At 71.9% G+C, this 25255-nt stretch carries 25 protein-coding genes; 9 read left to right on the plus strand and 16 right to left on the minus strand.

Features of this window, described 5'->3' with window-relative positions; translation table 11 throughout:
- Window positions 1-196 precede the first annotated feature (196 nt).
- Entirely contained in the window at window positions 197-1297 is a 1101-nt protein-coding gene (locus HQQ79_RS01290) for a LacI family DNA-binding transcriptional regulator (protein ID WP_173032243.1), read from the minus strand.
- Between the two features lie 228 nt (window positions 1298-1525).
- On the opposite strand from HQQ79_RS01290, the gene HQQ79_RS01295 reads away from it, so the two are divergent.
- Window positions 1526-1675 (plus strand): hypothetical protein, encoded by a 150-nt coding sequence (locus HQQ79_RS01295; protein ID WP_155896754.1) that lies wholly within the window; start codon window positions 1526-1528, stop codon window positions 1673-1675.
- A 79-nt stretch (window positions 1676-1754) separates the two neighbouring features.
- Here the strand turns inward: HQQ79_RS01295 and HQQ79_RS01300 are convergent, their stop codons facing one another.
- Entirely contained in the window at window positions 1755-2456 is a 702-nt protein-coding gene (locus tag HQQ79_RS01300; protein ID WP_231495634.1) for a GntR family transcriptional regulator, read from the minus strand.
- A gap of 98 nt (window positions 2457-2554) precedes the next feature.
- On the opposite strand from HQQ79_RS01300, the gene HQQ79_RS01305 reads away from it, so the two are divergent.
- The gene (locus HQQ79_RS01305; protein WP_173032244.1) at window positions 2555-3766 is read left to right on the plus strand and encodes an MFS transporter; all 1212 of its coding nucleotides are present in this window, start codon (window positions 2555-2557) and stop codon (window positions 3764-3766) included.
- A gap of 77 nt (window positions 3767-3843) precedes the next feature.
- Here the strand turns inward: HQQ79_RS01305 and HQQ79_RS01310 are convergent, their stop codons facing one another.
- Together HQQ79_RS01310 and HQQ79_RS01315 are read right to left on the minus strand one after the other, a co-directional pair.
- On the minus strand, window positions 3844-5010 hold the full coding sequence (locus HQQ79_RS01310) for a Vms1/Ankzf1 family peptidyl-tRNA hydrolase (protein ID WP_110864925.1): 1167 nt from the start codon (window positions 5008-5010) through the stop codon (window positions 3844-3846).
- The gene (locus HQQ79_RS01315; protein WP_173032072.1) at window positions 4991-5332 is read right to left on the minus strand and encodes a hypothetical protein; all 342 of its coding nucleotides are present in this window, start codon (window positions 5330-5332) and stop codon (window positions 4991-4993) included. The genes HQQ79_RS01310 and HQQ79_RS01315 overlap by 20 nt, the downstream gene beginning before the upstream one ends.
- A gap of 247 nt (window positions 5333-5579) precedes the next feature.
- Between HQQ79_RS01315 and HQQ79_RS01320 the strand changes: the two genes are divergently transcribed.
- The 5 genes from HQQ79_RS01320 (at window position 5580) to HQQ79_RS01340 (ending at window position 12513) form a co-directional block, all read left to right on the plus strand.
- Window positions 5580-6899 (plus strand): ABC transporter substrate-binding protein, encoded by a 1320-nt coding sequence (locus HQQ79_RS01320; protein WP_254066047.1) that lies wholly within the window; start codon window positions 5580-5582, stop codon window positions 6897-6899.
- The gene (locus HQQ79_RS01325) at window positions 6896-8011 is read left to right on the plus strand and encodes a carbohydrate ABC transporter permease (RefSeq protein WP_173032246.1); all 1116 of its coding nucleotides are present in this window, start codon (window positions 6896-6898) and stop codon (window positions 8009-8011) included. The genes HQQ79_RS01320 and HQQ79_RS01325 overlap by 4 nt, the downstream gene beginning before the upstream one ends.
- A complete protein-coding gene (locus HQQ79_RS01330; RefSeq protein WP_138802466.1) occupies window positions 8008-8943 on the plus strand; it encodes a carbohydrate ABC transporter permease in 936 nt (311 codons plus the stop codon). Before HQQ79_RS01325 ends, HQQ79_RS01330 begins: the two co-directional genes overlap by 4 nt.
- Window positions 8940-12002, plus strand: coding sequence for a glycoside hydrolase family 2 TIM barrel-domain containing protein (locus HQQ79_RS01335; RefSeq protein WP_173032247.1), 3063 nt, complete (start codon window positions 8940-8942; stop codon window positions 12000-12002). The genes HQQ79_RS01330 and HQQ79_RS01335 overlap by 4 nt, the downstream gene beginning before the upstream one ends.
- A 160-nt stretch (window positions 12003-12162) precedes the next feature.
- Entirely contained in the window at window positions 12163-12513 is a 351-nt protein-coding gene (locus HQQ79_RS01340) for an SdpI family protein (RefSeq protein ID WP_173032248.1), read from the plus strand.
- A gap of 140 nt (window positions 12514-12653) precedes the next feature.
- Here HQQ79_RS01340 and HQQ79_RS01345 read toward each other — a convergent pair whose 3' ends face one another.
- Window positions 12654-13079, minus strand: a complete 426-nt coding sequence (locus HQQ79_RS01345; RefSeq protein ID WP_138802464.1) for a DUF3151 domain-containing protein — start codon at window positions 13077-13079, stop codon at window positions 12654-12656.
- Window positions 13080-13353: 274 nt separating this feature from the next.
- On the opposite strand from HQQ79_RS01345, the gene HQQ79_RS01350 reads away from it, so the two are divergent.
- Complete coding sequence (locus tag HQQ79_RS01350; protein ID WP_173032249.1) at window positions 13354-14985, plus strand: ABC-F family ATP-binding cassette domain-containing protein; 1632 nt, start codon at window positions 13354-13356, stop codon at window positions 14983-14985.
- 18 nt (window positions 14986-15003) lie between these two features.
- On the opposite strand, the gene HQQ79_RS01355 is transcribed toward HQQ79_RS01350, so the two are convergent.
- The 4 genes from HQQ79_RS01355 to HQQ79_RS01370 all read right to left on the minus strand — a co-directional run bounded on the left by HQQ79_RS01355 (window position 15004) and on the right by HQQ79_RS01370 (window position 17824).
- Window positions 15004-15699 carry an SDR family oxidoreductase gene (locus HQQ79_RS01355; protein ID WP_173032250.1) on the minus strand — a complete coding sequence of 232 codons (696 nt, stop codon included), beginning with the start codon at window positions 15697-15699 and terminating at the stop codon, window positions 15004-15006.
- A 10-nt stretch (window positions 15700-15709) separates the two neighbouring features.
- Complete coding sequence (locus tag HQQ79_RS01360) at window positions 15710-16201, minus strand: VTT domain-containing protein (RefSeq protein WP_027464919.1); 492 nt, start codon at window positions 16199-16201, stop codon at window positions 15710-15712.
- Window positions 16202-16272: 71 nt separating this feature from the next.
- On the minus strand, window positions 16273-17304 hold the full coding sequence (locus HQQ79_RS01365) for a YihY/virulence factor BrkB family protein (protein ID WP_111094900.1): 1032 nt from the start codon (window positions 17302-17304) through the stop codon (window positions 16273-16275).
- Window positions 17305-17308: 4 nt separating this feature from the next.
- The gene (locus tag HQQ79_RS01370) at window positions 17309-17824 is read right to left on the minus strand and encodes a hypothetical protein (RefSeq protein WP_173032251.1); all 516 of its coding nucleotides are present in this window, start codon (window positions 17822-17824) and stop codon (window positions 17309-17311) included.
- Between the two features lie 63 nt (window positions 17825-17887).
- Here HQQ79_RS01370 and HQQ79_RS01375 point away from each other — a divergent pair, with 63 nt between their 5' ends.
- Window positions 17888-18628, plus strand: a complete 741-nt coding sequence (locus tag HQQ79_RS01375; protein ID WP_173032252.1) for an MBL fold metallo-hydrolase — start codon at window positions 17888-17890, stop codon at window positions 18626-18628.
- Window positions 18629-18821: 193 nt separating this feature from the next.
- Here the strand turns inward: HQQ79_RS01375 and HQQ79_RS01380 are convergent, their stop codons facing one another.
- The 7 genes from HQQ79_RS01380 to HQQ79_RS01410 all read right to left on the minus strand — a co-directional run bounded on the left by HQQ79_RS01380 (window position 18822) and on the right by HQQ79_RS01410 (window position 25252).
- Window positions 18822-19865, minus strand: coding sequence for a Gfo/Idh/MocA family protein (locus HQQ79_RS01380; RefSeq protein WP_027464923.1), 1044 nt, complete (start codon window positions 19863-19865; stop codon window positions 18822-18824).
- A 73-nt stretch (window positions 19866-19938) separates the two neighbouring features.
- Window positions 19939-20865 (minus strand): prenyltransferase, encoded by a 927-nt coding sequence (locus HQQ79_RS01385; RefSeq protein WP_173032253.1) that lies wholly within the window; start codon window positions 20863-20865, stop codon window positions 19939-19941.
- Complete coding sequence (locus HQQ79_RS01390; RefSeq protein ID WP_173032254.1) at window positions 20862-21293, minus strand: lycopene cyclase domain-containing protein; 432 nt, start codon at window positions 21291-21293, stop codon at window positions 20862-20864. The genes HQQ79_RS01385 and HQQ79_RS01390 overlap by 4 nt, the downstream gene beginning before the upstream one ends.
- Window positions 21290-21622, minus strand: coding sequence for a lycopene cyclase domain-containing protein (locus HQQ79_RS01395; protein WP_027464925.1), 333 nt, complete (start codon window positions 21620-21622; stop codon window positions 21290-21292). The genes HQQ79_RS01390 and HQQ79_RS01395 overlap by 4 nt, the downstream gene beginning before the upstream one ends.
- On the minus strand, window positions 21622-23262 hold the full coding sequence (crtI, locus tag HQQ79_RS01400) for a phytoene desaturase family protein (protein ID WP_139178940.1): 1641 nt from the start codon (window positions 23260-23262) through the stop codon (window positions 21622-21624). Before crtI ends, HQQ79_RS01395 begins: the two co-directional genes overlap by 1 nt.
- Window positions 23259-24197, minus strand: coding sequence for a squalene/phytoene synthase family protein (locus tag HQQ79_RS01405; protein ID WP_110858704.1), 939 nt, complete (start codon window positions 24195-24197; stop codon window positions 23259-23261). The genes crtI and HQQ79_RS01405 overlap by 4 nt, the downstream gene beginning before the upstream one ends.
- Entirely contained in the window at window positions 24194-25252 is a 1059-nt protein-coding gene (locus HQQ79_RS01410; RefSeq protein ID WP_071246198.1) for a polyprenyl synthetase family protein, read from the minus strand. Before HQQ79_RS01410 ends, HQQ79_RS01405 begins: the two co-directional genes overlap by 4 nt.
- Window positions 25253-25255 lie beyond the last annotated feature (3 nt).

The following is a 25255-nucleotide window of genomic DNA, read 5'->3' on the forward strand; positions in this document are numbered from 1 at the left end:
TACATCGCGGCGTGCAAGCGCGGGTGTTGTTTCGCGGGGTGGCACGGTGCGAGGTGCCGTCGGCGAGGGGCGTCGCACGGTGCGAGGGGCGTCGCGCGTGGTGCGAGGTTCCGTCCGTGGTGCGAGGTCGCGAGGCTCGCACCGAACACGGAAGCTCGCACCACACGCCCCTCGCACGGTGCGAGCCGCCGCGCGCCTACAGCGCGGGCGGGCAGCTCTCGCGCAGCAGCACCTCGACGGGCAGGCGCACGGCGCGCGGCGGCCCTTCGCGGCGCTCCAGCCGGTCCACGATCGCCAGGACGGCAGCACGGCCGAGCGCCCCCATCGGCTGGTGCACGGTCGTCAGGCGCGGCGACGAGAACCGACCGGCGTCGATGCCGTCGAACCCGGTCACGACGATGTCCTCGGGCACGCGGAGCCCCCGGGCAGCGGCGGCGTCGAGCACCCCGAGCGCGGACTGGTCGTTCGAGCAGACGACGGCGCGTGGGACGTCGTCGGCCAGCAGCGACACCGCGAGCTCCCGCGCCCGAGCCCGCCCGAAGTCGCCGTGCACGGTGCGCACCGTCGAGGCCGGCACCCCGTGGTCGGCCAGCGCCGCGCGGAACCCCGCCGAGCGCTCCATGTCGTCGGGCGAGTCGATGGGCCCCGCGACGTACGCGAGGGACCGGATCCCCAGGCGCCCGATCACGTGTGACGCCAGGGTCCGCATGCCCGCGGCGTTGTCCACGCTCACCGAGTCGAACCCGTGCGAGCGCCGGTCGTCGGCGAGCACCACGACGGGGATGCGGCGGGCGACGTGCTCGAGCAGGTCGTCGGGCACGGTCTGTGCCAGCACGGCCAGCCCGTCGACCCGGCCGGCGACGTCGTTCACGATGACGTCGCGCGACGACCCCCGCCCGGCGGCGACCATGAGCGCGAGCCCCCGCTGCCAGGCCTCGGTCTCGGCCCCGCGCAGGACCTCGTCGAAGTACAGGTTGGACGAGAACGGCTGCGTCACGTGCCGCCGGTCGTCGACCACGCGGACGCCGCCGTCGGTGACCAGGTCCGGCCGCTCGTCGGGCACCACGTCGAACCCGGGCAGCAGCAGTCCGACGACGCCGGTGCGCTTGCCGGCGAGGGCCCGGGCGTTGCCGGACGGGACGTACCCGAGGCTCCGGATCGCCGCCTGCACGCGGTCCCGGGTGCCCTCGCGGACGGCGTCGGGCGTGCGGAGCACGCGCGAGACGGTGGCGATGGACACGCCGGCTGCAGACGCGACGTCGTAGACCGTGGGAGGTGCGGTGCGCTGGTCGGCCAACCCGTGCCTCCCCTTCGACGTCCGCTGGTGCCGCGCCTCGCGCTGTGCGGCCGGACCATCCTAGGCATGCCGTGTCCCGGGAGTTCTCCACACGGTGCCGGAAACGCTTGCGGGACAGCGGGGGTCGCGCGACACTGTTCCGACCTCAGTACGTCCCGTGAGGAAGCGCACCAGCGGGCCGCGTGCCCGCACCGATCAGGTTGCCCACACGCAGGGGAAGGACACGACATGTCACAGTCGACACGTTCCGGGAGCAAGCTCGCACTCCGCGCGAGCCACGACGAGGCCGAGGTGCGCGACGCGCTGCTCGAACGCACGGATTCGATCCGCACGTTCGACGATCTCGACGCGCCGCAGGAGACGACGGACCTGCGCTAGCGGCTCGCGCCCGGCCTCCCCCCGGACACGGCCAGGAGGCCCGGGCAGGCGCCCGCAGACCACTCACGTCCGCGGACACTCAGCCCTCGGTCGCGCCCACGATCGTCATGCCCGCTCCACGCAGGCGTCGGCGCTCCTGCGCGATCCAGCTGAGCAACCGGTCGTTCGTGCCGGCGACGTGGGCGGCCACGAGCTCCGCCGCGCGGTCGGCGTCGCCGTCGCGCACGGCGTCGATGATGGCGCTGTGTTCGTCCCACGCGGCGTCGCGCGCCTCGGGCGTGCGGACCTCGATCCAACGCGTGCGCTCGAGCCGCGTCAGGGCGTCGGCGATGGCGTCGGTGACGAACCGGTTGCCACCGAGCGCGGCGAGGTCGAGGTGGAACGTCGACCCCATCCGGATGCCGGCCTGCTGGTCGGGGGTGGGCCGGAGCGCATCGAGGTGCCCACGGACCTCCGCCAACTGCTCGGGGGTGGCGCGCTGGACGGCCAGCCGAACGGCAGCGGGCTCGAGGATGCCGCGGAGTTCGGCGAGCGAGGCGATCTCGTCGAGGTCTATCGGGGTGACCGTCCACGAACGACCCTCGTGCAGGATGAGCCCCTCGCGCTCGAGCCGCGACAGTGCGGCGCGGACCGGCGTGCGCGAGGCGTGGAACCGTGCCTCGAGCCCCCGCTCCGAGATGCGCTCCCCCGGTGCGATGTCGAGGGTCAGGATGGCTGCGCGCAGGTTGTCGTAGAGCTGGGCCGTCTGCGACACGGGCGCGGCGTCGGTCGTGTCGGTCACGGCGGACAAGCCTAGCGGCGTGACGGCGGGAATGGTATACCGTTCTGGTATACCAATCCGTTCCGCGATGGAACGACGACGAACGGCCGACACGACCCATGCCCACGACCGACGCCCCGCAGCGATCCACCACGACGCCGCCGGTCTCCGCCCGCGCCTGGACGATGCTCGCCCTCGGGGTCGCGGCCCAGGCGGCGGGGACGCTCGTCGTGTCCGCGCCGGCGCTCCTCATCCCCCACCTGCTCACCCGCGGCACCTCCCTGCCGGTCGCCGGGGTCCTCGCCGCCGCCCCGACCTTCGGCATGGTCCTGACGCTCATCGCCTGGGGCGCGATCACCGACCGGTTCGGCGAGCGCGTCGTCATCGCCGGCGGGCTCGTGCTCACCACGCTGGCCGTGGTCGCCGCCTGGCTGGCTGCGGGCGACCCGGTGCTGCTCGGGTTGGCGTTCCTGGCCGGCGGCATGACGAGTGCCTCGACGAACGCCGCGAGCGGCCGGGTCGTGGTGGGGTGGTTCCCGAAGGAGCGCCGGGGACTCGCGATGGGCATCCGGCAGATGTCGCAGCCGCTCGGGGTGACGCTCGCGGCGGTCACGGTGCCGCAGCTCGCCGAGGGCTCCGGGATCCGTGCGGCCCTGGTCCTGCCGATCGTGCTGTGCGCGGTGCTCGCCGTGTGCTGCGCGATCGGGATCACCGACCCGCCACGCCCTGCCCGGGCCACGGTGGCGACGACGGCAACCGCGAACCCCTACCGGTCGAGCGGCTTCCTGTGGCGGGTGCACGCGGTGTCGGTCCTGCTCGTGGTGCCGCAGTTCACCCTGTCGACGTACGGACTCGTCTGGCTCGTGGACCTCGGTTGGTCGACACCGGCGGCCGGGCTGCTCGTCGGCGCCGCGCAGTTCGTCGGGGCGATCGGCCGGATCCTGGTCGGTGGCTGGAGCGACCGGGCCGGGTCGCGCGTCGGACCCCTCCGGATCGTCGCGGTGAGCGCCGCGGTGGTGATGGCGGTGCTCCCGGTCGTCGACGCGACGCACCTGGCCGGGGCTGCGGTGTTCCTGGTGCTCGCGACGAGCGTGACGGTCGCCGACAACGGGCTCGCCTACACGTCGGTCGCCGAGGCGGCGGGACCGTTCTGGTCGGGCCGGGCGCTCGGGGCGCAGAACACCGGGCAGTTCATCGCGGCGAGCGCCGTCGGTCCGGGCATCGGGGCACTGGTCGGTGCGCTCGGGTTCGCGGCGTCGTTCGGCATCGTGGCGGTGCTCCCGCTGCTGGCGGTCCCGCTGGTGCCCCGCCGCGACCGCTCGCACGACTGAGCGCGAGCCGCGCCGAGACGGACGGGAGGCCCGGTACCAGCTGGCACCGGGCCTCCCGTCCGTCGTCCGGTCACCGTTCAGGCGGCCGGCACCGCCGGTCCCACCGGCCACCGCAGCAACGCCGCGGCGGGCGCGCCGTTCGGGAGCGACGCGGCGTTCACGAGCAGCAGCTCCGCGTCGGTGAGGGCGACCGCCCGGACGATCGCGCACACGGCCGGGACCGGTCCGATGACCGGTGCCCCCGCCGCCTGCTCGGGTGCCGTGGCGATCCACGGCACCGCTCCCAGCGCGAGCAGGGTGCGGTCGCCGATCGCGGCGGCGTCGATCGCGACGACCGAGGCCTGCGCCTGCTGCAGCGCCTCGACGACGGAACCGAGACCGGTGACCGTCTGGTTGTCCCCGCGGCCGACGTGGGTGCGGAGCAGGTCCTCGAAGTCGTGCCGGCGGGTCGCGATGACCCGCGCGAGCGCGATGTCGACGTGCTCGACGAGCGCGGTCTCCGACGCGTCCGACGCCCGGGTGTCGACCGGGACCTCGGAGACGACGGCGCGCGCTTCGGTGGACAACTGGTCGAGCAGGAGCCCCCGTGCGCGGATGTCCCCCGCGACCACGATGAGCTTCGGCTGCAGCCGCCGGAACGCCTCGTCGACCGCCGTGGCGACCTCGTTCTGGTTGTCGCGCCAGATCTCCTCGGTGTGGTGCTGCCACCGCAGGTGCGACCAGCCGCCGCCCTGGAACTTGTGGAGCGTGTCGGTGCGGCCCTGCACGCGCTGCTCGTCGCGACGGTCCGGCACGTCGGCGTGGCCCAGGCGGTAGGCGCGGTAGCCGCCGCCCTCGCGACCGACCTCGACGATCAGGAACGGCAGGTCGAGCGGCCGGTGCGCCAGGAGCGGCAGCAGGTCGGGCACGGGGTCGTGGCCGATCGACGTCGGGGCGTGCATCGCGCCGGGCAGGACCTCGCTGAGCACGAGTTCGCCGTCGTGCACGAGCACGTACCGGCTGACGGGTGCCGGCACCCCCGGCGTCTCCTCGAGCTCGGCCATCACCGTGTCGATGACCTCGGCGTCCGCCCCGGCCGACCGCAGCACGTCCTCGGCCTTCCGGCGCTGCAGGGCGGCGAGGTGCTGCGGGTCCTCACGGTCACCGGACGCGTCGACGTAGGCCCACGTCCACGTGCCCCCGCGCTTCAGGCGTTCGGCGATGCCGGACTGCAGGTGCGGCGCGTCATTCTGCGTCAGAGCCATCGGCGCTGCCCTCCCCGGTCTCGGTGCGGTACACGGTCGCGTCGGCTCCGTCGCCCTCGCCGGTGGGCAGCGGGTCGGCACGGTCGGCGTCGTCCTCGGGGAGCACGTCGGTGGTGTCGTCCTGCAGCTCGCCCTCGAGCTCGCCGTCGTAGCCCGACGCGGCGAGGGCCTCCGGGCTGTCGGTGTCGTCGGGGACCGGCTCGGACTGCCGGAACTCCTCGACGTGGGCGTTGCTACCGTGCCCCTGGACGATGCTCTGCGCCTCGTGCGCGAGCTGCTCGTCGAATTCGGGGCGATGGGTGGTGTTCCCGCGTTCGATCATCGCTTCTCCTCCCGGTCGTGCCACCGGCGGCCTTCGCCGTCCGGGGCGTCGGTGTCTGCTCTGTGACCCCACCGTCCGCGCCCGGGCCTGGGGCCGTTCCAAGGTGCGCCGGGAACGCGCAGTGTCGGTACGGTCACGAAACCACAACGGCGTTCGGTTCTGTGGTTGGGTGTGGACAACCCCGATCAACGACGAACGGAGTGCGGCAATGGCGCCACGACCACGACCCATCACGAGACGACACCTGTTGGGCTTCGGCCTCGGCACCGCGGCGGCGGGACTCCTCGCCGGCTGTGCGGTCCCGGGCTCGACCAACGTCAACAAGGCGGCCCTCGTGCCCGCCGCGGCCTCGGGTGAGACCGTCCAGCTCACCTACTGGGCCTGGCTCAAGGACCTGCAGAAGGTCTGCGACGTCTGGAACGAGACACATCCGAACATCCAGGTGTCGGCGAACTGGATCCCCGGCGGCAACAGCGGCGGGTACCAGAAGATGTACTCCGCGCTCGCGGCCGGCGGCGGCCCCGACATCGGGCAGGTCGAGCTCCGGCAGATCCCCGAGTTCATGCTCGCGAACGGCCTGGTCGACCTGGCCCGGTACGGCGCGAAGGACTTCGAGTCGAAGTACGACGAGGCCGCGTGGGCGCAGGTGTCGTTCGTCGACGGCATCTACGGCATCCCGCAGGACACCGGCCCCATGGGGTTCTACTACCAGACCGCGATCCTCGAGCAGGCCGGCGGCGAACCCCCGACGACGTGGGACGAGTGGCGTGACCTGGCCGACAAGGTCCGGAGCACCGGGAAGCAGAACTACCTCGAGGTGTTCCCGGTCGCCGACGCCTCGCCGTTCGCCGCGTACGCACAGCAGGCCGGCGCGCGCTGGTTCAAGGTCGACGGCGACGAGTGGGTCGTCGACATGACCGACGACAGGACCCTGATGGTCGCGGACTTCTTCGACGGTGTGATCGACGACAAGCTCGTCGACACGAGTGCCGGTGCGTACTCCCCCGGGTGGTACGCCGCGGCCGCGAGCGGCAGGATCGCCGCGGTCACCAGCGCGAGCTGGGGTGACGCACTGATCGAGTCGGTGCAGGGCGGCGAGGGCAAGTGGAAGGTCGCCCCGATGCAGAAGTGGGGCGCCGACGGCTTCGGCTCGAGCGCCATCGGCGGTTCGACCGCCGCGGTGCTGGCGAACGCGAAGCACCCGAAGGAGGCGCTCGAGTTCATCACGTGGATGACCACCTCGAAGGCGGGCATCGACGCGATGATCAAGTACTGCGGCATCGGCTGGTCGCCCGCGGTCGACTACATCGGGGCGCAGCGCGAGAAGCCGTCGAAGTGGTTCTCCGGCCAGAACTACAACGAGGACGTCTTCGTGCCGGCCTCGAAGGAGCAGAACATCGACTGGTCGTGGTCCCCGGTGACCCAGTCGGCCTTCACCAGCCTGCAGAACCAGTTCCGCCGCAAGCTCACCTCGGGCCTGAAGCTCAGTGACGCCGTGGAGCTCGCACAGCGGGAGATCGTCCAGTCCTTCAAGGACAAGGGCCTCAGCGTCAGGACGGCACGATGACCCAGCAGACCACCACCCCACGGTCCACCGGTCGACCGGCCGGCGGCACCCCCGCGTTCCGCACGAGCACGAAGGCCACGAGCGCGCAGAAGCGTGCCCCGTGGATCCTGCTCGCCCCGTTCCTGGCGCTGTTCCTGCTGACGTTCGTCATCCCGATCATCAGCGCCCTGTTCCAGTCGTTCACCACCGTCGACCGCGAGGGCCTGTTCGGCGAGGACGGCGTCGTCGGCCGGTTCGCCGGGTTCGACAACTACGCGATCGCCCTGCAGGACAGCGGGTTCGTCGCCTCGATCGGCCGCATGCTGCTCTTCGGCATCGTCCAGGTCCCGGTGATGATCATCGCCTGCACGATCCTCGCGCTGCTGCTCGAGTCGGCGAGCGCCCGCTGGCCGGGCTTCTTCCGGGCGATCTACTTCATGCCGTACGGCGTCCCCGGGGTCATCGCCACGATCCTGTGGTCGTTCCTGTACGTGCCCGGCCTGTCACCGATCGTGTCGCTGCTGCAGTCGATGGGGCTGCAGCCGGACTTCCTCGGCGCGAACAGCGTGCTGTGGTCGATCGCGAACATCGTCACGTGGACGTACACCGGCTACAACATGCTCATCATCGTGGCGCAGCTGAAGTCCATCCCCGGCGAGGTCTACGAGGCCGCCAAGGTGGACGGAGCGAACGCTTTCCAAGTCGCGTGGCGGATCCAGATCCCGCTCATCGCGCCGGCCCTCGTGCTCACGACGGTGTTCTCGATCATCGGCACCCTGCAGCTCTTCGCGGAGCCGCAGATCCTGTCGACGGTCGCCCCGGCGATCGACACCGAGTACACGCCGAACTACGCCGCCTACACGAACGCGTTCGCGTTCAACGAGTACGGCGTCGCGAGTGCGCAGGCGGTCATCATCGCGTTGGCCGCGTTCATCCTGTCGTTCACGTTCCTCGCGCTGACGAACCGACCACCCAAGGACGAACGCGACCGACGCAAGCGCGCACGGCGCGACGGCCGGGAGGCCCGCACCGCGCTCCAGACGCGCGCTGCGGCGGGCAGCACGGTCACCACCCAAGCCGACCCGGTCCTCCAGGCCGGTCGCGTCGCGACCACCGAAGGGACTGACCGATGACCAGCGAAGCCATCGAAGCGCCGGCCACGGCGAAGTCCGCCGTCCCCGTGGACACCACGTCGATCTCGGCGCACCAGCGCCGGAAGCTCGACCGGTCCCCACGCTCGCAGATCGTCGTCACGGGGATCCTCGTCGTCGTCGCGCTGTACTTCATCGTCCCGCTGTACTGGGTCGTCATCGCCGCGACGAAGACCACGGGCGCGCTGTTCTCGACCAACGGGTTCTGGTTCGGCGGCGAGTTCGCGCTCTGGAGCAACCTGCAGCAGGTGTTCACCTACGACGGTGGCATCTTCGTCCGGTGGATCGCGAACAGCATCCTGTACTCCGGCGTCGGTGCCGTCCTGGCGACCTACTTCGCCGCAGCCGGCGGGTACGCGCTGGCGAAGTACGACTTCCGGGGGCGTCAGTTCGTGTTCGGCACGATCCTCGGCGGCGTGCTCGTGCCGGGGACCGCGACGGCACTGCCGCTGTTCCTGCTGTTCTCGTCGATGGGCCTGACCGACACTTACTGGAGCGTGCTCATCCCGAGCCTGGTGTCGCCGTTCGGCCTGTTCCTGTGCCGGGTGTACGCCGCCGCGTCGGTGGACACCACCCTGCTCGAACAGGCACGCATCGACGGTGCCGGCGAACTGCGGATCTTCCACACCGTGGTGCTCCGGCAGATGACCCCGGCGCTCGTCACCGTGTTCCTGTTCCAGGTGGTCGGGATCTGGAACAACTTCTTCCTGCCGCTCATCATGCTGGCAGACCAGAAGCTGTACCCGATAACACTGGGTCTGAACAACTGGCGCTCGCAGGTCGACCGCCTGCCGGAGTTCTACCAGCTCACCACCGGCGGGGTGCTCGTCTCGGTCATCCCGCTCGTCATCGCCATCATCGTCCTCCAGCGCTTCTGGCGTGGAGGCCTCACGGAAGGATCGGTCAAGGGTTGACCCACTCCGCACTCTCGTCCACCGCACCCGGCTCCGACTCGCGGCTGGCACCCCGTGCCTGGCTGCACACCGACGCCCCGTCCCTGTCGCTGAACGGGGACTGGCGGTTCCGGTGGTCGCCCGTCGCCTCGGTCTCCGAGGACTTCGCGACCGAGGGTGGGGAGGACGACGACCCGGCCTGGGGCGAGCTCCCGGTGCCGTCGCACTGGGTGCTGCACGGGCACGGCGCTCCGAGCTACACGAACCTGCAGTACCCGTTCCCGATCGACCCACCGCACCCGCCGGAGGAGAACCCGACCGGTGACCACCGCCGCTCGTTCGAGCTGCCGTCGTCGTTCGACGGTGCCGGCCGGGTGCTGCTGCGGTTCGACGGGGTCGAGTCGCACTTCCGGGTGTGGCTGAACGGGACGCTCGTGGGGTGGTCGACGGGCTCGCGCCTGGCGACCGAGTTCGACGTCACCGAGCTGGTGCGCCCGGGGGCGAACGAGCTCGCGGTCCGGGTGCACCAGTGGTCGGCGGCGTCCTACCTTGAGGACCAGGACCAGTGGTGGCTGCCGGGCATCTTCCGTGACGTCACCCTGCTCGCTCGGCCCACGGCGCCGATCGACGACGTGTTCGTCCGTGCCGGTTGGCGAGCGACGCTCGGCACGGCTGCGTCGGCGGGCACCGCGGCGTCGGGACGGCCGGAGACGGGGACCGGCACGATCACGTTCCCGACGCTCGACGCGGTGTTCCCGGTGCGGTTCGCGGTGCCCGACCTGGGCGTGGACGTGACCTGGACCACGGCGGACGACGTCGCGCCGATCGAGGTCGAGGGCGTCGAGCCGTGGACTGCCGAGCTGCCGAAGCTGTACGACGCGACGCTGTCGACCGGCTCCGCGGCGGCTGGCGCGGCCGGCGGCTCGGGCGCTTCGGGCGGCTCGGGCGGCGAGACGGTGTCGCTCCGGCTCGGGTTCCGCACCGTGTCGATCGTCGGCGACCGGTTCCTGGTGAACGGCGAGCGCGTGGTCTTCCACGGCGTGAACCGGCACGAGACCCACCCCGTGCGCGGCCGGGTGTTCGACGAGGAGCACGCCCGCGCCGACATGGCGCTGATGAAGCGGAACAACGTCAACGCCATCCGAACCTCGCACTACCCGCCGCACCCCCGCGTTCTCGACCTGGCCGACGAGCTCGGGTTCTGGGTGATCCTGGAGTGCGACCTGGAGACCCACGGGTTCCTGTTCACCGACTGGGTCGGCAACCCCTCCGACGACCCGGCGTGGGCCGAGGCCTACCTCGACCGCATCGCCCGCACCGTCGAGCGCGACAAGAACCACGCGTCGATCGTGATGTGGTCGCTCGGCAACGAGTCCGGCACCGGCCGGAACCTCGCGGCGATGTCGCAGTGGGTGCACGACCGCGACCCCGAGCGCCCGGTGCACTACGAGGGCGACTACACGGGCGAGTACACCGACGTCTACTCGCGGATGTACCCGACGCTGCAGGAGACCGAGTCGATCGGCGGCGGCACCCCGACGCCCCTGCTCGGCTGCGGCCCGGCCGAGGCCGCACGGCAGCGGTCGAAGCCCTTCATCCACTGCGAGTACGTGCACGCGATGGGCAACGGCCCCGGGCAGATCGCCGAGTACGAGGCCCTGGTCGACCGGTACCCACGGCTGCACGGCGGGTTCGTGTGGGAGTGGCGGGACCACGGCCTGCTCGCGAAGACGCCCACAGGCGAGGACTTCTACGCCTACGGCGGGGACTTCGGCGAGGTCGTGCACGACGGCAACTTCGTGATGGACGGCCTGGTGCTGCCCGACGACACCCCGACACCAGGGCTCGCCGAGTTCGCCGCCGTCGTGGCCCCGATCCGCCTGGCGGTCTCGGACACCACGGTGCTGGTCGAGAACCGGTACCACTCGGCCTCGACCGCCGGGCTCCGGCTGTGCTGGACCCTGTCGCGGAACGGCGTCGTCGAGGCCTCGGGGCGCCTGTCCACGGGCATCGTCGCCGCCCGGGAGTCGGCGACGGTCCCGGTGCCCTCCGAGGTGCTCGACGCGGCCACGTCCGACCTCGCACCCGGCGACGAGCTCTGGTTCGACCTGACCGTGGAACTGGCGGGGCCGACCGCCTGGTCGGACACCGGCCACGTCGTCGCACGCACCCAGCGGCTCGTCGCGGCGCGCGCGGCGGACGCACCACGGGCCTCCCGGCAGGGGTGGGACGGTGACCGACTCGGTGACGGCACCTTCAGCGCCCGCGGTGACCTGGTGTCCTGGAAGGGCCACGAGGTCGCCGGGCCCCGTCTGGAGCTCTGGCGTGCACCGACCGACAACGACAGCCTGGCGTCACAGGGCGGCTACGAGACCGCGGACCCGGTGCTCACGCACGGTGTCGGCGACCCGACCGCTCCCCCGTCCGCGTCGCGCTGGCGCGACCGAGGGCTGGACCGGCTGACGCACCGGCTGGTGTCGGTGTCGCGGACCGACTCCGGTCTGGAGCAGCGCGTCCGCGTCGCGGCGGCGAACAGCGGGTGGGGCCTCGAGGTCACGCACCGCTGGACCCTGACGTCCGAGGGGCTCGTGCTGCAGACCGACGCCGTGCCGTTCGGTGCCTGGGACGTCACGTGGCCGCGGATCGGGGTGCGGTTCGACCTGCCGGCCGGGCTGGCCGACGAGACGGCCACGTGGTTCGGTACCGGGCCGCTCGAGTCCTACGCAGACTCGTCGCACGCTGCTCGCGTCGGCCGGTTCACCGCTCCGGTGCGGTCGCTCGGGGTCGAGTACTCGCGGCCGCAGGAGACCGGGCACCGGCCGTCGCTCCGGTCGCTGGCGGTCGGGCCGTTCACGGTGTCGACCGTGGGGTCGCACCGTGCGGGGTTCACCCTGTCGCCGTGGACCGCGCAGCAGATCGACCGCGCCGAGCACCCGTACGAGCTGCCGACGTCGGACCACCTGTACCTGTACCTCGACGCCGCGCAGCACGGGCTCGGCAGCCGGGCGTGCGGGCTCGACGTACTGCCGGAGCACCAGCTCTGGCCGCAGGCGTTCAGTTGGAGCGTGCTGCTGGGTTAGTCGGGGTCGGCGGCGCGGGGTTCGGCGCTCGCTCGCACAACCAAAGTCCCTTCGAACCACGGGTTGCCGCGGTTCGAGGTGACTTTGGTTGTGCTCCGTGCAGTGGCGCTGCCCCGCGACACACCTTGACACAACTGGAATTGCACGTTTCAGTAGGCAGGTGCTCCTGTCGGCGGTGATGCTCATGGCGAGCGGATTGGTCGTCTCCACCGTCGCCGAGCTGACGGCGCGCGGCGTCCTCGGCCCGAACGGCGGTGCCGGGATCCGCCTCGCTTCCGTGATGCGATCGAAGGCAGCGTGGACGGCCGGTCACCGTGCTGCCAGAGCGTGGCTGCACGGAGGGGCTGCAGCGCTGATCGGTTCGGGAGTCCTGAGCGTCGTGGCGTCAACGCGCATCGTCGAGGCCGCGCTGCCCATCGGGATGGCACTCGCGCTCGGTTTCCTGATCGTGAGCGGCGTCGTCGCGAGTCGAGCCGCTCGGCGGTCGGACGCCGCAAGCGACGACCGCTGACCTGCGCAGACGGCCAGCCTGGCGCCGCCGACGCGCCGACGCTCCGACGCGCCGGCGCCCGTGCCCATGCACAACCAAAGTCACCTCGAACCACGGGTTGCCGCGGTTCGAGGTGACTTTGGTTGTGCGGAGCGCGACGCCTACGCGCCGGCGGAAAGTGCGCGCAGGGCCTCGGGGTCGCTCGCGTTCAGGAAATCGGTCAGGCGCTCGGGCTCGCCGGGCTCGTCGATCGCCTCGGCGGCACGGCGCAGGGCGAACAGCGCCCGCAAGACCCCACGGTTGGGGCCGTGCGACCACGGCACCGGGCCGACACCGCGCCAGCCGGCCTTGCGCAGGGCATCGAGCCCGCGGTGGTACCCGACGCGGGCGTACGCGTAGGACTCGAGGGTCGCGCCGCGCGCCCACGCCTCGTCGGCGAGCAGCGCCCACGCCAGGCTCGACGACGGGTAGGACACCACCACGCTGGCGACGGGGGCCTCCGCCTCGATCGCGGCGGTCACCTCCGGCTCGGCGGGCAGCAGGGTCTCGGGGTTCGACGACGGGGTCGGCAACAGGTTCTCCGGCATGCCCCCAGCCTGTCATCCCTTGCGGGTGCCCGTGTCACGGGATTACCGTGGAGGTCACCTCGTCGTCATCGCGGGGCCGCCGGGGCGGGAGACCGACCGGCGGAACGGATGGCGGACACGGGGGTCCCCCGACGGAAGCAGACGGATTGCTGTCGATCACCGGTACCGCTCAGCCCACGCGCTGACACCGTGATCGCGCGCCCCGTCGGGCGCTCCACCGCACCGCGGTGGCCTCGGTGTCGTGCGCCCAGCATCGACACCGGGAGACACCCCCATGCCCACCAGTCCGTCCGTCGTCCTGCACGACGTCACCTTCGCCTGGCCCGACGGCACCGTCGCGCTCGACCACCTCACCGCCGCCTTCGGACGTGGCCGGACCGGCCTGGTCGGGAGGAACGGGGCCGGCAAGTCCACGCTGGTCCGGCTCGCGATCGGCCAGCTCCACCCCACGTCGGGCAGCATCGCGACGTCGGGTCCCGTCGACCACCTGCCGCAACGCCTCTCCCCACCGGCACGGCCTGATCGCCGCTGGCGCGTCGATCAGGAACCGGCGGCGTGGGCGCACGCCAGCGCCGACGACACGGTCGCCGACCTGCTCGGCGTCCGGCCCACCCTCACCGCGCTCCGGGCCGTCCTGGCCGGCGACGCCACGGCCGCGCAGCTCGAGGCGGTCGGCGACGACTGGGACCTGGAGGAACGGGCCGCCGCGGTGCTCGACCGGGTCGGGCTCGACGGCACCGATCTCGACCGGCCGGTGTCGACGCTGTCCGGCGGGCAGTCGGTGCTCGTCGCCGTCGCCGGGGTCCGGTTGCGCGCGCGGCCGATCGTGTTCCTGGACGAGCCGACGAACAACCTGGACCGCCGGGCCCGCGGGCTGCTCCTCGACCTGGTCGACGACTGGCGCGGCACCCTGGTGCTCGTCAGTCACGACCGGGAACTCCTGGAGCACGTCGACGAGACCGTGGAGCTCCGCGCCGGGGCGATGACCGTGTTCGGCGGGACGTTCAGCGCGTTCGAGGAGCACCTGGCCGTGCAGCAGGCGGCCGTCGAGCGCGAGGTCCGGGTCGCCGACCAGCGGCACCGCACCGAGAAGCGGCAGCGCATCGAGGCGGAGACCAAGATCGCCCGACGTGCGAAGGCCGGCGAGAAAGCGGGCCGCTCGATGCCGAAGATCCTGGCGAACGAGCAGCGGAAGAAGGCGCAGGAGACCGCCGGCCGATTGCGCGTCGGGTACGCGGACGACGAAGCTGCCGCCCTCGCCGCCAAGCGCGAGGCCGAGCTCCGTCTGCGCGACGACGAGTCGATCCACGTCACCCTGCCCGACCCGGACGTACCGGCATCGCGTCGGATCGCCACCGTGACCGTGCGGGGTCGTGACGTCGTCGTGCAGGGGCCGGAACGGATCGCCGTCACCGGGGACAACGGGGTCGGCAAGTCCACCCTGCTCGAGCAGCTCGTCGGCGACCCCGCTGCCCGGGAGCACCCGCTGCCCGAGACCGGGGCCGTCGCCCACGTCGACCGGATCGCGTACCTGCCGCAGCGGAAGGACACCCTGGACGACACCGCCACGGTGCTCGACAACGTGCGCCGGGACGCCCCGCACGTGCCCGTCGCCGAGGTCCGCAACCGGCTGGCGAGGTTCCTGGTGCGCGGGGACACCGTCGAGCGCCCGGCCGGGGACCTGTCCGGCGGGGAGCGGTTCCGGGTGGCGCTTGCGGCCCTGGTGCTCGCCGACCCGCCGCCGCAGCTGCTCGTGCTCGACGAGCCGACGAACGACCTCGACCTGACGAGCGTCGACCAGCTCGTCGATGCGCTGCGGGCCTACCGGGGAGCACTCGTCGTGGTGAGCCACGACGAGACGTTCCTGGAACGGCTCGAGCTCGACGACCGGATCGAGCTGCGGTGACCCGTCGAGGGACGGGCGTCAGCGCCGTCGGGTCGGCCGGATCGCAAGTGACTCGACGGTGCCGCGCTCGGGCAGGTCGACGACGGTGCGGACCGCGGCGGCCACGTCCTCGGGCGCCAGGTAGTAGTCGGTGTCGTAGGACTCCCCGAGCTTCGCCACGAGCTGCCGCTGCATGTCCGAGTCGGTCCGGCCCGGGTGCACGCTCGACACCCGCACGCCGTTCGCCCGCTCCTCTTCGCGCAGGGCATCGGCGAAGGCCCGCAGCGCGAACTTCGACGCCGCGTACACGCCGCCGCCGGGGCCCGAGTGGAACCCGGAGCCGCTGTTGATCGGCACGACGATGCCCCGGGCCGCCCGCAGCGCCGGCAGCGCCGACCGGGTGAGCTCGGCGACCGCGAACACGTTCGTCGCGAAGACCTGCTCCCACACCGCGCGCGGGGTGTCGGCGACGGTGGTGCCCTGCTCGACACCGGCCGAGTGCACGAGGACGTCGAGCCGATCGGGCAGCGCCGGGACCTCGCCCGCACCCAGGTCACCGACGAACGGCGCCGCGCTCGGCAGCTCCGCGACGAGGGCGTCCACGGCGTCGGCGGACCGGCCGCCGACGAGCACGTGGTGGGTGCGGCCGAGGTCGGCGGCGATCGCGCGGCCGATGCCGCGGGTGGCTCCGGTCACCAGGGCGACCGGACGGTTCTGGAGCTGGTCTGTCGTCACGTGGGCCAGCCTACGGAAGCCGGGCCGGGCCTCCTGTGCGGTCGCGGCGACGACGCAGGACCGTCAGCGCCACGCCGGCGACGACCACCAGTCCCACGAGCGCCGCGATGCCCCACGGCGAGCCGGCGAGCGCCGCGACGACCGCCCAGAACACGGCGAGGCCGACCGTCGCGTACAGGAACGCCCAGGCCACGCATCCCGGAACCATCGCGATCGTGTACCGCCACCAGGCGACCCGTGCCAGCCCCGCTGCGGCGTTCATCACCGTCTGCAGGCCGACCACGACGAAGCTCACCGTCACGACGGGCAACCCCCAGCGATCGAGCAGTGCAGAACCGCGACGGACAGCCGGCGAGCGCAGCCAGCCGCCCCACCGCGATCGGGACGCCCCCGTCACCGCGAGCCGCGCGACCCAGTACGTGGCCTGCGCACGGCAGAACACGATCACGAAGAGCGCGAGGACGAGCCACCGGAACGGGAGCCCCTCGAGGAAGGACGGCACGCTCGCACCGTAGCGTCCCGACCCGGAGAGCGCCCGTCAGCGCCGCTCAGCGCCGATCGGACGAACGACACTCAGTCGTTGTCGACGCCCTGGCGGATGCGGATGCCCTCGAGCACGTCCTGCGCCCGCTTCTCGTCCTGCTTCTCGATCTGGCGGGTGTCGCGCTCGGGGAGCTGGATGTCCTCCTCCGCGCGGATGCCGGCCTGCAGCTCGCGACCCCGCTCGATCTCGGCGTCGAACTCGGCACCGAAGAGCAGGGCGTTGTTCGTGATCCAGATCCACAGCAGGAACACGATGACCCCACCCAGGGAGCCGTACGTGGCGTTGTAGTTCGAGAAGTTCCCGACGTAGAACCCGAAGCCGACACTGGCGATGATCCAGATGAGGAGCGCCAGGATCGAGCCGCCGCTGACCCAGGTGAACTTCGGCTGCTTGACGTTCGGCGACCAGTAGTAGAGCACCGCGACGACGATGATCGCGATGACGAGCAGGATCGGCCACTGCACGATCGACAGGACGGTGACGGCCACGTCGCCGAGGCCGATGACGTCCCCGAAGCTACGGGCGAGCGGAGCGCTCACCAGGACCAGCAGGCCGACCACGAGCAGGACGACGGTGGTGACGGTCACGCCGAGCATGGTCGGGCGGAGCTTCCAGATCGGGCGGCCCTCGCGGACGTTGTAGATCCGGTTCATGGCACGGCCGAACGCGCCCACGTAGCCGGAGGCCGACCAGAGGGCACCGACGACACCGACGATGAACGTGATCGGGGCGGCGGGCGAGCGGACGAGTCCCTCGAGCGGCTCCTTGATCAGGTCCACGACCTGGTCCGACCCGATGTTGCCGATGATCTGCAGCATGGTCTTGATCGTGTTGTCGGCCTGCCCGACCAGGCCCAGCAGCGACACGACCGCCAGCAGCCCGGGGAACAGCGCGAGCACCGAGTAGTACGTCAGGCTCGCCGCCAGGTCGGTGCACTGGTCGCTCGTGAACTCGCGCAGCGTCTTCTTCAGCGTGTAGACGAGCGTCGGCTTCTTGAGGTCGGTGGGGTTGTCGGGCTTCCGGGCGTCGTCCGGGTCCGGCTTGTGCTCTTCGTGCGCCATGTGACTACCCTCTCGCCTTCACGGCCTGCTTCGACCGCTTGACCGCCTGCTTGCGGTTCTTGTTCGCCCGTCGCTGCACCGCCGCGATGCCGACCTGCTGCTTCACGCGGCCGCGGTGCGCCGGGTCACGCCCGAGGGCTTCCTCGGCCGCCTTGGCCCGCGCCTTCCGTCCCTTGCGACCTGCCTGCGCCTGCTCCTTCGCCGAGGGGGCGTCGCCACGCGCGCCGAACGGCAGCAGCGCGGTGAAGGCCGAGTTCGCCGGCGGCTGAGCAAGGTGCCCGGCGGGCTTGTTCCGGAGCGCGATGCCGAGGACGATCGCCGCGACGCCGGTCAGTCCGGTGATGCCCATCGCGACCAGGGGCGTGGGGTCGCGGTGCCACCGCTGCTTCGTCTTGGCGACGGCGAGCCGCGTCCGGGCGGGCAGGTCCGCGCGTCGCTTCAGCTCCGTCACGGTGTCCGTGATGCCCTCACGGGTGCGCACGTTGGCGAGTTCGAGCTCGGGCAGACTGTCCTTGGCCATTCCCCATTTCGTACACGTCCCACCCGGGATCGTGCCCAGCAGGCCGCGTCTACCGTGCCGCACATGCTCTTCCGGGACGCCGCCGAGGGGATCCACCGCCTCGAGATCGCACACACCAACACGTACCTCGTCGAGACCGGCGATCGGTTGCTCGTCGTCGACGCGGGGTTGCCCGCCGCATGGCCGCACCTGCAGCTCGCCGTGCACGACCTGGGCTACACGCCCGACCAGGTCGAGGGGCTCCTGCTCACGCACGGGCACTTCGACCACGTCGGCACCGCCGCACGGATGCACCGCGACTGGGGCACGCCCGTGTTCGTCCACCCGGGCGATCGGCACCTCGCCGCGCACCCGTACTCCTACCGGCCGCAGACGAACCGCTTCGGGTTCGTCGCGCTCCACCCGGGTGGGCTGCGCCCCCTGGGCCGGATGCTGCTGGCCGGTGCGGTCACGGTCGACGGCATCGCGGACACCGAACCGATGGAGAGCCGCGCCGACGTGCCGGGCAACCCGTGGATCATCGAGACCCCGGGGCACACCGACGGCCACGTGGCGCTGCACTTCGCCGACCGCGACGCCGTGATCGCCGGAGACGCGCTCGTCACCTTCGACCCGTACACGGGCGGGATCGGACCCCGGATCGTGGCACCCGCGGCGACCTCCGACGTCGAGACGGCGGTCGCGTCGCTCGACCGGCTCGCGGACACGGAGGCGAAGCACGTGCTGCCCGGCCACGGGCCGGGCTGGTCGCTCGGCGTGCGGCGGGCCGTCGCGCAGGCGCGGCGGGTGGCCGGGGCCGCCTGACGCGGCGACCGGCTCGCGAGTCCACGCGCTCAGCGACACCCCACGGGCGCTCTGACGCGTGGACTGTCGGTGGGCGCGAAACGCCGCCGTAGGGACATGCGCGAAACGTCGCCGACGCGGTGGACGCGACCAGAGCCGGCCTGGAGGCGCGGGGCGGTCCCGCCCCGCGCCTCCAGGCCGTGGGTGGTCGCGGTCAGGACGGGACGACGACGTCCTCGGGCAGACCGGACGCCGCGGAGCGGCCGGCGGCCTCCATCAGTGCGAGGCTCCGCAGGTTGTCGCGCCCGCTCGTCTCGGGAGCGGGGCCGCCCTGCACCGAGCGGGCGAACGCCTGCAGCCCACCCTGGCGGTCGGTGTGCGCGAGCACGGGGAGCTCGACCGGCTCGGCGACGTCGTCCTGCGTGCGGCGGACGGTGACCCGGTCACCGTCGACGGCGTTCGGCTCACCGTCGCGGCTCGTGAACCAGAGCTCGCCGTCCTCGCCCTCGATGCTCCACTCGCCGGCCCAGGCGGTGCGCGGGCCACGGCTCAGCCAGCTGCCGCGATAGTTGACGACCGTGCCGCCGTCGAGCTCGATGATCATCGAGGCGACCGCTTCGTCCTGGTACTTGCTGTAGGCGGGGTAGCTGGCCTTGGCGAAGACGCGGACCGCCTCTTGCCCGGTGATCATCCGGAGCAGGTCGAAGTGGTGGATCGCCATGTCGTTGATCATCGCGTGCGGGAACCGGTAGTGCGGGTACGTCTCGGCGGGCTGGTCGTTGTCCCACTGCCGGAAGTCGACGTTGATCGCGGAGACCTCGCCGACGACGTCCGCCTCGAGCATCTCCTGCACCACCCGCGGTGCCGGGTACCAGCGGTAGTTCTGGCTGACCTGCAGCACCAGGCCGAGCTCCTCGGCGCGACGGACCGCGGTGACGGCCTCGTCGGTGGTGTTGGCGAACGGCTTCTCGACCAGGACGTGCTTGCCGGCGTCGAGGGCCTCGAGCGCGAGCGGCACGTGCGTCACGGCCGGGGCGGTGATGACGACGGCATCCGCCTCGACCGCGGCGAGCGCCTCGGTCAGGGACCCGAACGCCGCGGAGGCCGGGAGCCCGAGGTCGGTCCGCACGGCCTCGAGCGTCGGCGCCGACGGGTCGACGATCCCGACCACCTGCACTTCCGACACCTCTGGGATGGCGGTGCGGGCCCAGTTGCCGCCCCACCCTCCGAGACCGACGTGGATGATCCGGACGCTCATGCGTGCACTCCTTCGTGGCTGCCGTCGTGGCTGGTTACGCACCACGGACGCCGCGGTGCGTGCGTCCAGTCTGTCAGTGCGTGAACGCGTACGCGATGAGCGCCATCGTCACGATGAAGCCCGCCAGGTAGTTGATCCAGAGGAACCGCTTCCACCCGGCGTTCGCGGCCTCGGCACCCTGGTCCGTGATGTTCCACCACGGCAGCACGTTGAGCGCGTACGGCACGACGACGACCGCGGCGATCGGGCCCGGGAACGCCGAGAACAGCAGCGCGATCCCGGCGACCAGGTAGGCGAAGAAGGCCAGGCGGACGGTGGCCCGTGCGCCGATCACGGTCGCGACGGAGCCGATGCCGCCAGCGCGGTCGGCCAGGACGTCCTGCACGGCACCGAACGCGTGCGAGGCCACACCCCACAGGAAGAACGCGATGCAGACGGCGACGAGTTCCCCGGTCCAGTGCGGGCCGGCCAGGGCGAGGCCGTAGATCGCCGGTGAGACGAAGTGGGTGCTCGACGTGAGCGAGTCGAGGAACGGCTTCTCCTTGAACCGCAGGCCCGGGGCCGAGTACGCGATCACCGCGAACACGCTGATCGCCAGGACGAGCCACGACCACGGCCCGTTGCCGCTGACCGCACCGAGCACCACGAGCGCGACGAGGAAGGGGACGTTCGTGACGACGACGGCCCACAGCGTGGTGCGGTGGACGCTCTTGTCGAGCAGGGCGCCCTCGACACCGCCCTTGCGCGGGTTGCGCAGGTCGGACTCGTAGTCGAAGACGTCGTTGATGCCGTACATCGCCAGGTTGTAGGGCACCAGGAAGTACACGACGCCGACCAGGAACGCGACGAGCGAGAACCCGCCGCCGCCCTCGACGCCGACCCCGCTGCCGAGCAGGTACGCGGCGCCGAACGGGTAGGCGGTGTTCACCCAGCTGATCGGGCGTGACGACACGAACAGGGCGCGCAGGGTCGACGGCCTGGAGGCGGTGCTGGCGTTCACTTCATGTCCTCTGCTGGTGCTGGCTCCGCTGGTGCTGGGGTCGGGTCGGGCGCGCGGCGCGCGCCGGTCCGGTCGCGTGCGCCGGTCCGGTCGAACAGGACCCACAGGCTGGGCAGCAGCACGATGGCGGACATCGCGTAGGCGAGGTCCTCGACCGGGATCGCACCGATCTTCGCACCGCTGATGAGCGACGGGTCGTAGGCGACGATCCGCAGCGTGACGATGACGTTGTCGAACACCATCGTCATCACCAGCAGCGCGACGCCGGCGATCACGGACGTGAGCACCGCGACCCGACGCCCGACCCCCGGCCGTCGACCCGCTGCACGGGCCCGGCGGGCGGCGACGACGCCGGCGACAACGGCCACGACGGCCGTGACGCCGAAGAACGGCAGGGCCAGAAGCGCGTACGCCCCGGTGCCGTTCACGCACGCCGCCGATCGGTCGCACGCTGCACCAGGGGCCGGACGAAGCCGACCAGGTCCATCGTCGAGTAGCAGAGCAGCAGCAGGAAGAAGAGCTCCTCGAGCGGGACCTCGGGCGCCAGGAGCACCCCGGTGAGCAGGTTCTGCGGCCCGATGAAGAAGATGCCGGCAGCGACACCGGCGACGTCCCACACCATGAAGAACGCGACACCGACGACCATCACGGCCGCCGCCCGCCACGGTGCCCGCCAGAAGAACAGCCGGAAGCGGGCGTCCAGCACGGTCATGCCGACCAGGGACACCACCAGGCCGGCGAGGTAGACCCCGGGCATCAGGCGGTCTCGGTCCGGTCCCGCGGAGCCCCGAGGGGCGTCGGCAGCGGCTCGGTGCTCCGGTCGCCGTGGATGCGCTTGAGCAGGACCTCGGCGCTGATCAGGCACATCGGCAGACCGATGCCCGGGATCGTCGAAGCGCCGACGTAGTACAGCCCCTCGACCTTCTTCGACGCGTTCTTCTCGCGGAAGAACGCACTCTGCTTCAGGGTGTGCGCCGGGCCGAGCATCGAGCCGTTCCAGGCGTTCAGGTCGTCGGCGAAGTCGCGCGGTCCGATCGTGCGTCGGACCCGGATGCGGTCGCGCAGGTCCGGCACCCCGGCGCGCTCGGCCAGCACGTCGATGGCACGGTCCGCGATCTGCTCGACCTGGTAGTCACCGGCACCGTCGATGCCGCCCTTGCCGATCGACAGGTCGGCGGGCAGGGGCACCAGGATGAACAGGTTGCTGGTGCCTGGCGGGGAGACGCTCGGGTCGGTCTCGGAGGGGGCGCAGACGTAGATCGAGGCGGGGTCCGGCACGTGCCGGTCGTCCCCGAAGATCGCGCCGAAGTTCGCCTTCCAGTCCGCGGTGAACATCAGGGTGTGGTGCAGCAGGCCCGGCGTCGGACCGTCGATGCCGAGGTACACGAGCACCGCGCTCGGGCCCGGGTCGCGCTTCTTCCAGTGGTCGGCGCCGTGGGTGCGGTGCTCGCGGTCGAGCAGCTGCATCTCGGTGTGCTGCATGTCGGCAGCGCTGACCACGAGGTCGGCGGGGGCCGTGTGCTGCACGCCGTCGCGGTCGCGGTGGACGACGCCGGTGGCGACGCCGTCCTCGACGACGATCCGTTCGACCTTCGCACCGGCGATGATCTTCGCGCCCTCGGCCCGGGCGACCCGCTCGACGGCGGAGATCACCTCGGTGATGCCGCCCTTCGGGTAGAGCACGCCGTCGGCGAGGTCGAGGTGGCTCATCAGGTGGTACATGCTCGGTGCCGCGTACGGGCTCGTGCCGAGGAACACCGCCGGGTAGCCGAGGATCTGCCACAGGCGACGGTCGCGCACCGCGGTCTCGGCGAAGGTGGAGAGCGGCTCGAGCAGCAGGCGCGCGAGCTTGGGCAGGCGACGCAGGACGTCGGGTGCGGCGAGCTTCGTGAGGTCCTGGAAGCTCGTGTAGAGGAACCGGCGCACGGCCATCGTGTAGGTGTCCTCGGCCGACGCGAGGTACTTCCGCATCCGCTCGCCGGCACCGGGCTCGATGGACTCGAACAACGCGATGTTGGCCTCGGCGTCGGCCCGCAGGTCGATCGGCTCGTCGTGGCCCTCGCTGTAGACGCGGTAACCGGGGTCGAGCTTCACCAGGTCGAGTTCGGCCTCGGCCGACGTCCCGAGCAGCTGGAAGAAGTGGTCGAAGACCTCGGGCATGAGGTACCACGACGGTCCGGTGTCGAACCGGAACCCGTCCTGCTCCCACGAGCCGGCACGGCCGCCGAGCTGCGTGCGCTGCTCGAGCACCGTCACCGAGAAGCCGTCGCGTGCGAGCAGAGCCGCGGCCGCCAGGCCGCTGATGCCGCCGCCGATGACGACGGCGCGGCGTGCGGGCACCTTGCGCCGGGTGGTGGTGACGACCGTCGTCGGTCGGGAGGCGCGGGGCGGGGTCATGAGGAGCCTCCCGGCCGGTGGGTGGTGACGCGCGACCGGAGCGGTGCGCGTCCGGCGAGGACCTGCGCCGCGAGGCGCACCTTCACCGGGTTGGGGACGCGCACGCGCGTCGTGACGAGGCGGCTCGCCGGCGTGCGCGCGAGTCGGTCGTTGAGTTCCTGGAACAGCGCGTGTGCGAGTCCGACCGCGTTGCGGGCGTCGGCCGGCAGCAGCCGGATCGTCCGTGCGGCGTGGTCGAGGTCGGCCTGCACGTCGGCGACCAGGCGGTCCTTCGTGGCCTCGTCGAAGGACCGGATGTCGACGCCCGGGAAGTACGAGCGACCGAGCACCTCGAAGTCGGCGTGCAGGTCACGCAGGAAGTTCACCTTCTGGAACGCGGCGCCGAGCGCACGCGCCCCGGCGACCAGTTCGGCCTGGTCGAACGTCGGACGACCGGCCCGGTACACGAACGCGCGCAGGCACATCAGGCCGACGACCTCGGCGGAGCCGTACACGTACGCGTCGAACGAGGCGTCGTCGTGCTCGGTGCGGTCGAGGTCCATGCGCATCGAGGCGAAGAACGGGGCGGTGAGCTCGGCACCGAAGCCGGTGGCGCGGGCGGTGCGGGCGAAGGCGTGGACGACCGGGTTCACCGAGAAGCCGAGCGCGATGGCCCGTTCGGTGTCGGCCTCGAGCTCGTCGAGCACCGTGCGGGCGAGCTCGCGGTCGAGACCGGCCTCGGTCGCGGGGCCGTCGACGACCTCGTCGGCGACGCGGACCAGCGCGTAGACGTTCCGGATGTGCTCGCGCGTGTCGCGGGCGAGCATGCGGCTCGCCAGCCCGAACGACGTGGAGTACCGGTCGATGACGACACCCGACGCGGCCTCGGCCGTGGCGTCGTAGAGCTGGAGGCGAGCCGGACGGGATCCGGTCGCCGTGGTGGTGCTGTGGGTCACCGGGCGCGCTCCACGAGTTCGGTCACGAGGGCCTCCAGGCGGTCGGCGAGGTCGTACGGCAGCCGGGCGAGCTCGGCCCGGGCGAGTGCGGTGTGGTCGGCGACGCGTTCTTCCGCGGCGCCGCGCGCACCGCAGGAGACCAGGGTCGCACGGACCTCGTCCGCACGGGCCTCGGTCAGGTCCGGGTCGCCGAGGTACGGCTCGAGGTCCGGCCAGCAGTCCGTGGTCGCCGCGTAGGCGATGAGCATCGTGCGCTTGCCCTCGCGCAGGTCGCCCAGCACGGTCTTGCCGGTCATGGTCTCGTCGCCGAAGACCCCGAGCAGGTCGTCGACGATCTGGTACGCGATGCCGATCTCGCGACCGAAGGCACCGAGTGCGGTGACGATCTCCTCGTCGGCACCGGCCAGCACGGCGCCGGACTGCAGCGGAGCCTCGAACGAGTACACGCTCGTCTTCGCCCGCTCCATCGCCAGGACCTCGTCCACCGTCGGCATCACGCCGAGCGCCAGGTCGACGTCGGTCATCTCGCCGGCCGCGCTCGCGAACACGGCTTCGTCGAACAGTTCGAGCAGTCGCTCGCGCCGGGTGCCGTCGACGCCAGCGGCCTCGATGAAGCGGGGGGCCCCGGCGAGCGCCAGGTCACCGGCGATCACGGCGGCGCTCATCCCCCGGTGCTCGGCGGTCGGCAGCGGCAGGCCGCCCGTCGTCCCGTTGTCACGGAAGGACCCGGCGACGTTCGGCTGCCCGCGGCGCGACCAGTCACGGTCGATGACGTCGTCGTGCACCACGAGTGCGGTGTGCAGGAGTTCGTACGCCGCTGCGACGTTGGCGGCGGCGTGCGCGTCGGTGCCGCCCATGCCGGCGTACGCGGTCATGACCATGCGGGGCCGGAAGCGCTTGCCGCCCATGCTCGCCTTGCGGAGCACGCGCCACAGTTCTTCCGACGGTCGGCCGTAGCGCTCGGCACGCGCCGACGACACGGCGAAGAAGCGCTCGAGGCAGTCGTCGACGAGCGCGAGGTCGATGTGCGGCACGGTGGTCGCTTCCTCGCTCATTGG

It is taken from the genome of Curtobacterium sp. VKM Ac-2852, from assembly GCF_013205045.1.
GTDB lineage: Bacteria > Actinomycetota > Actinomycetes > Actinomycetales > Microbacteriaceae > Curtobacterium > Curtobacterium flaccumfaciens.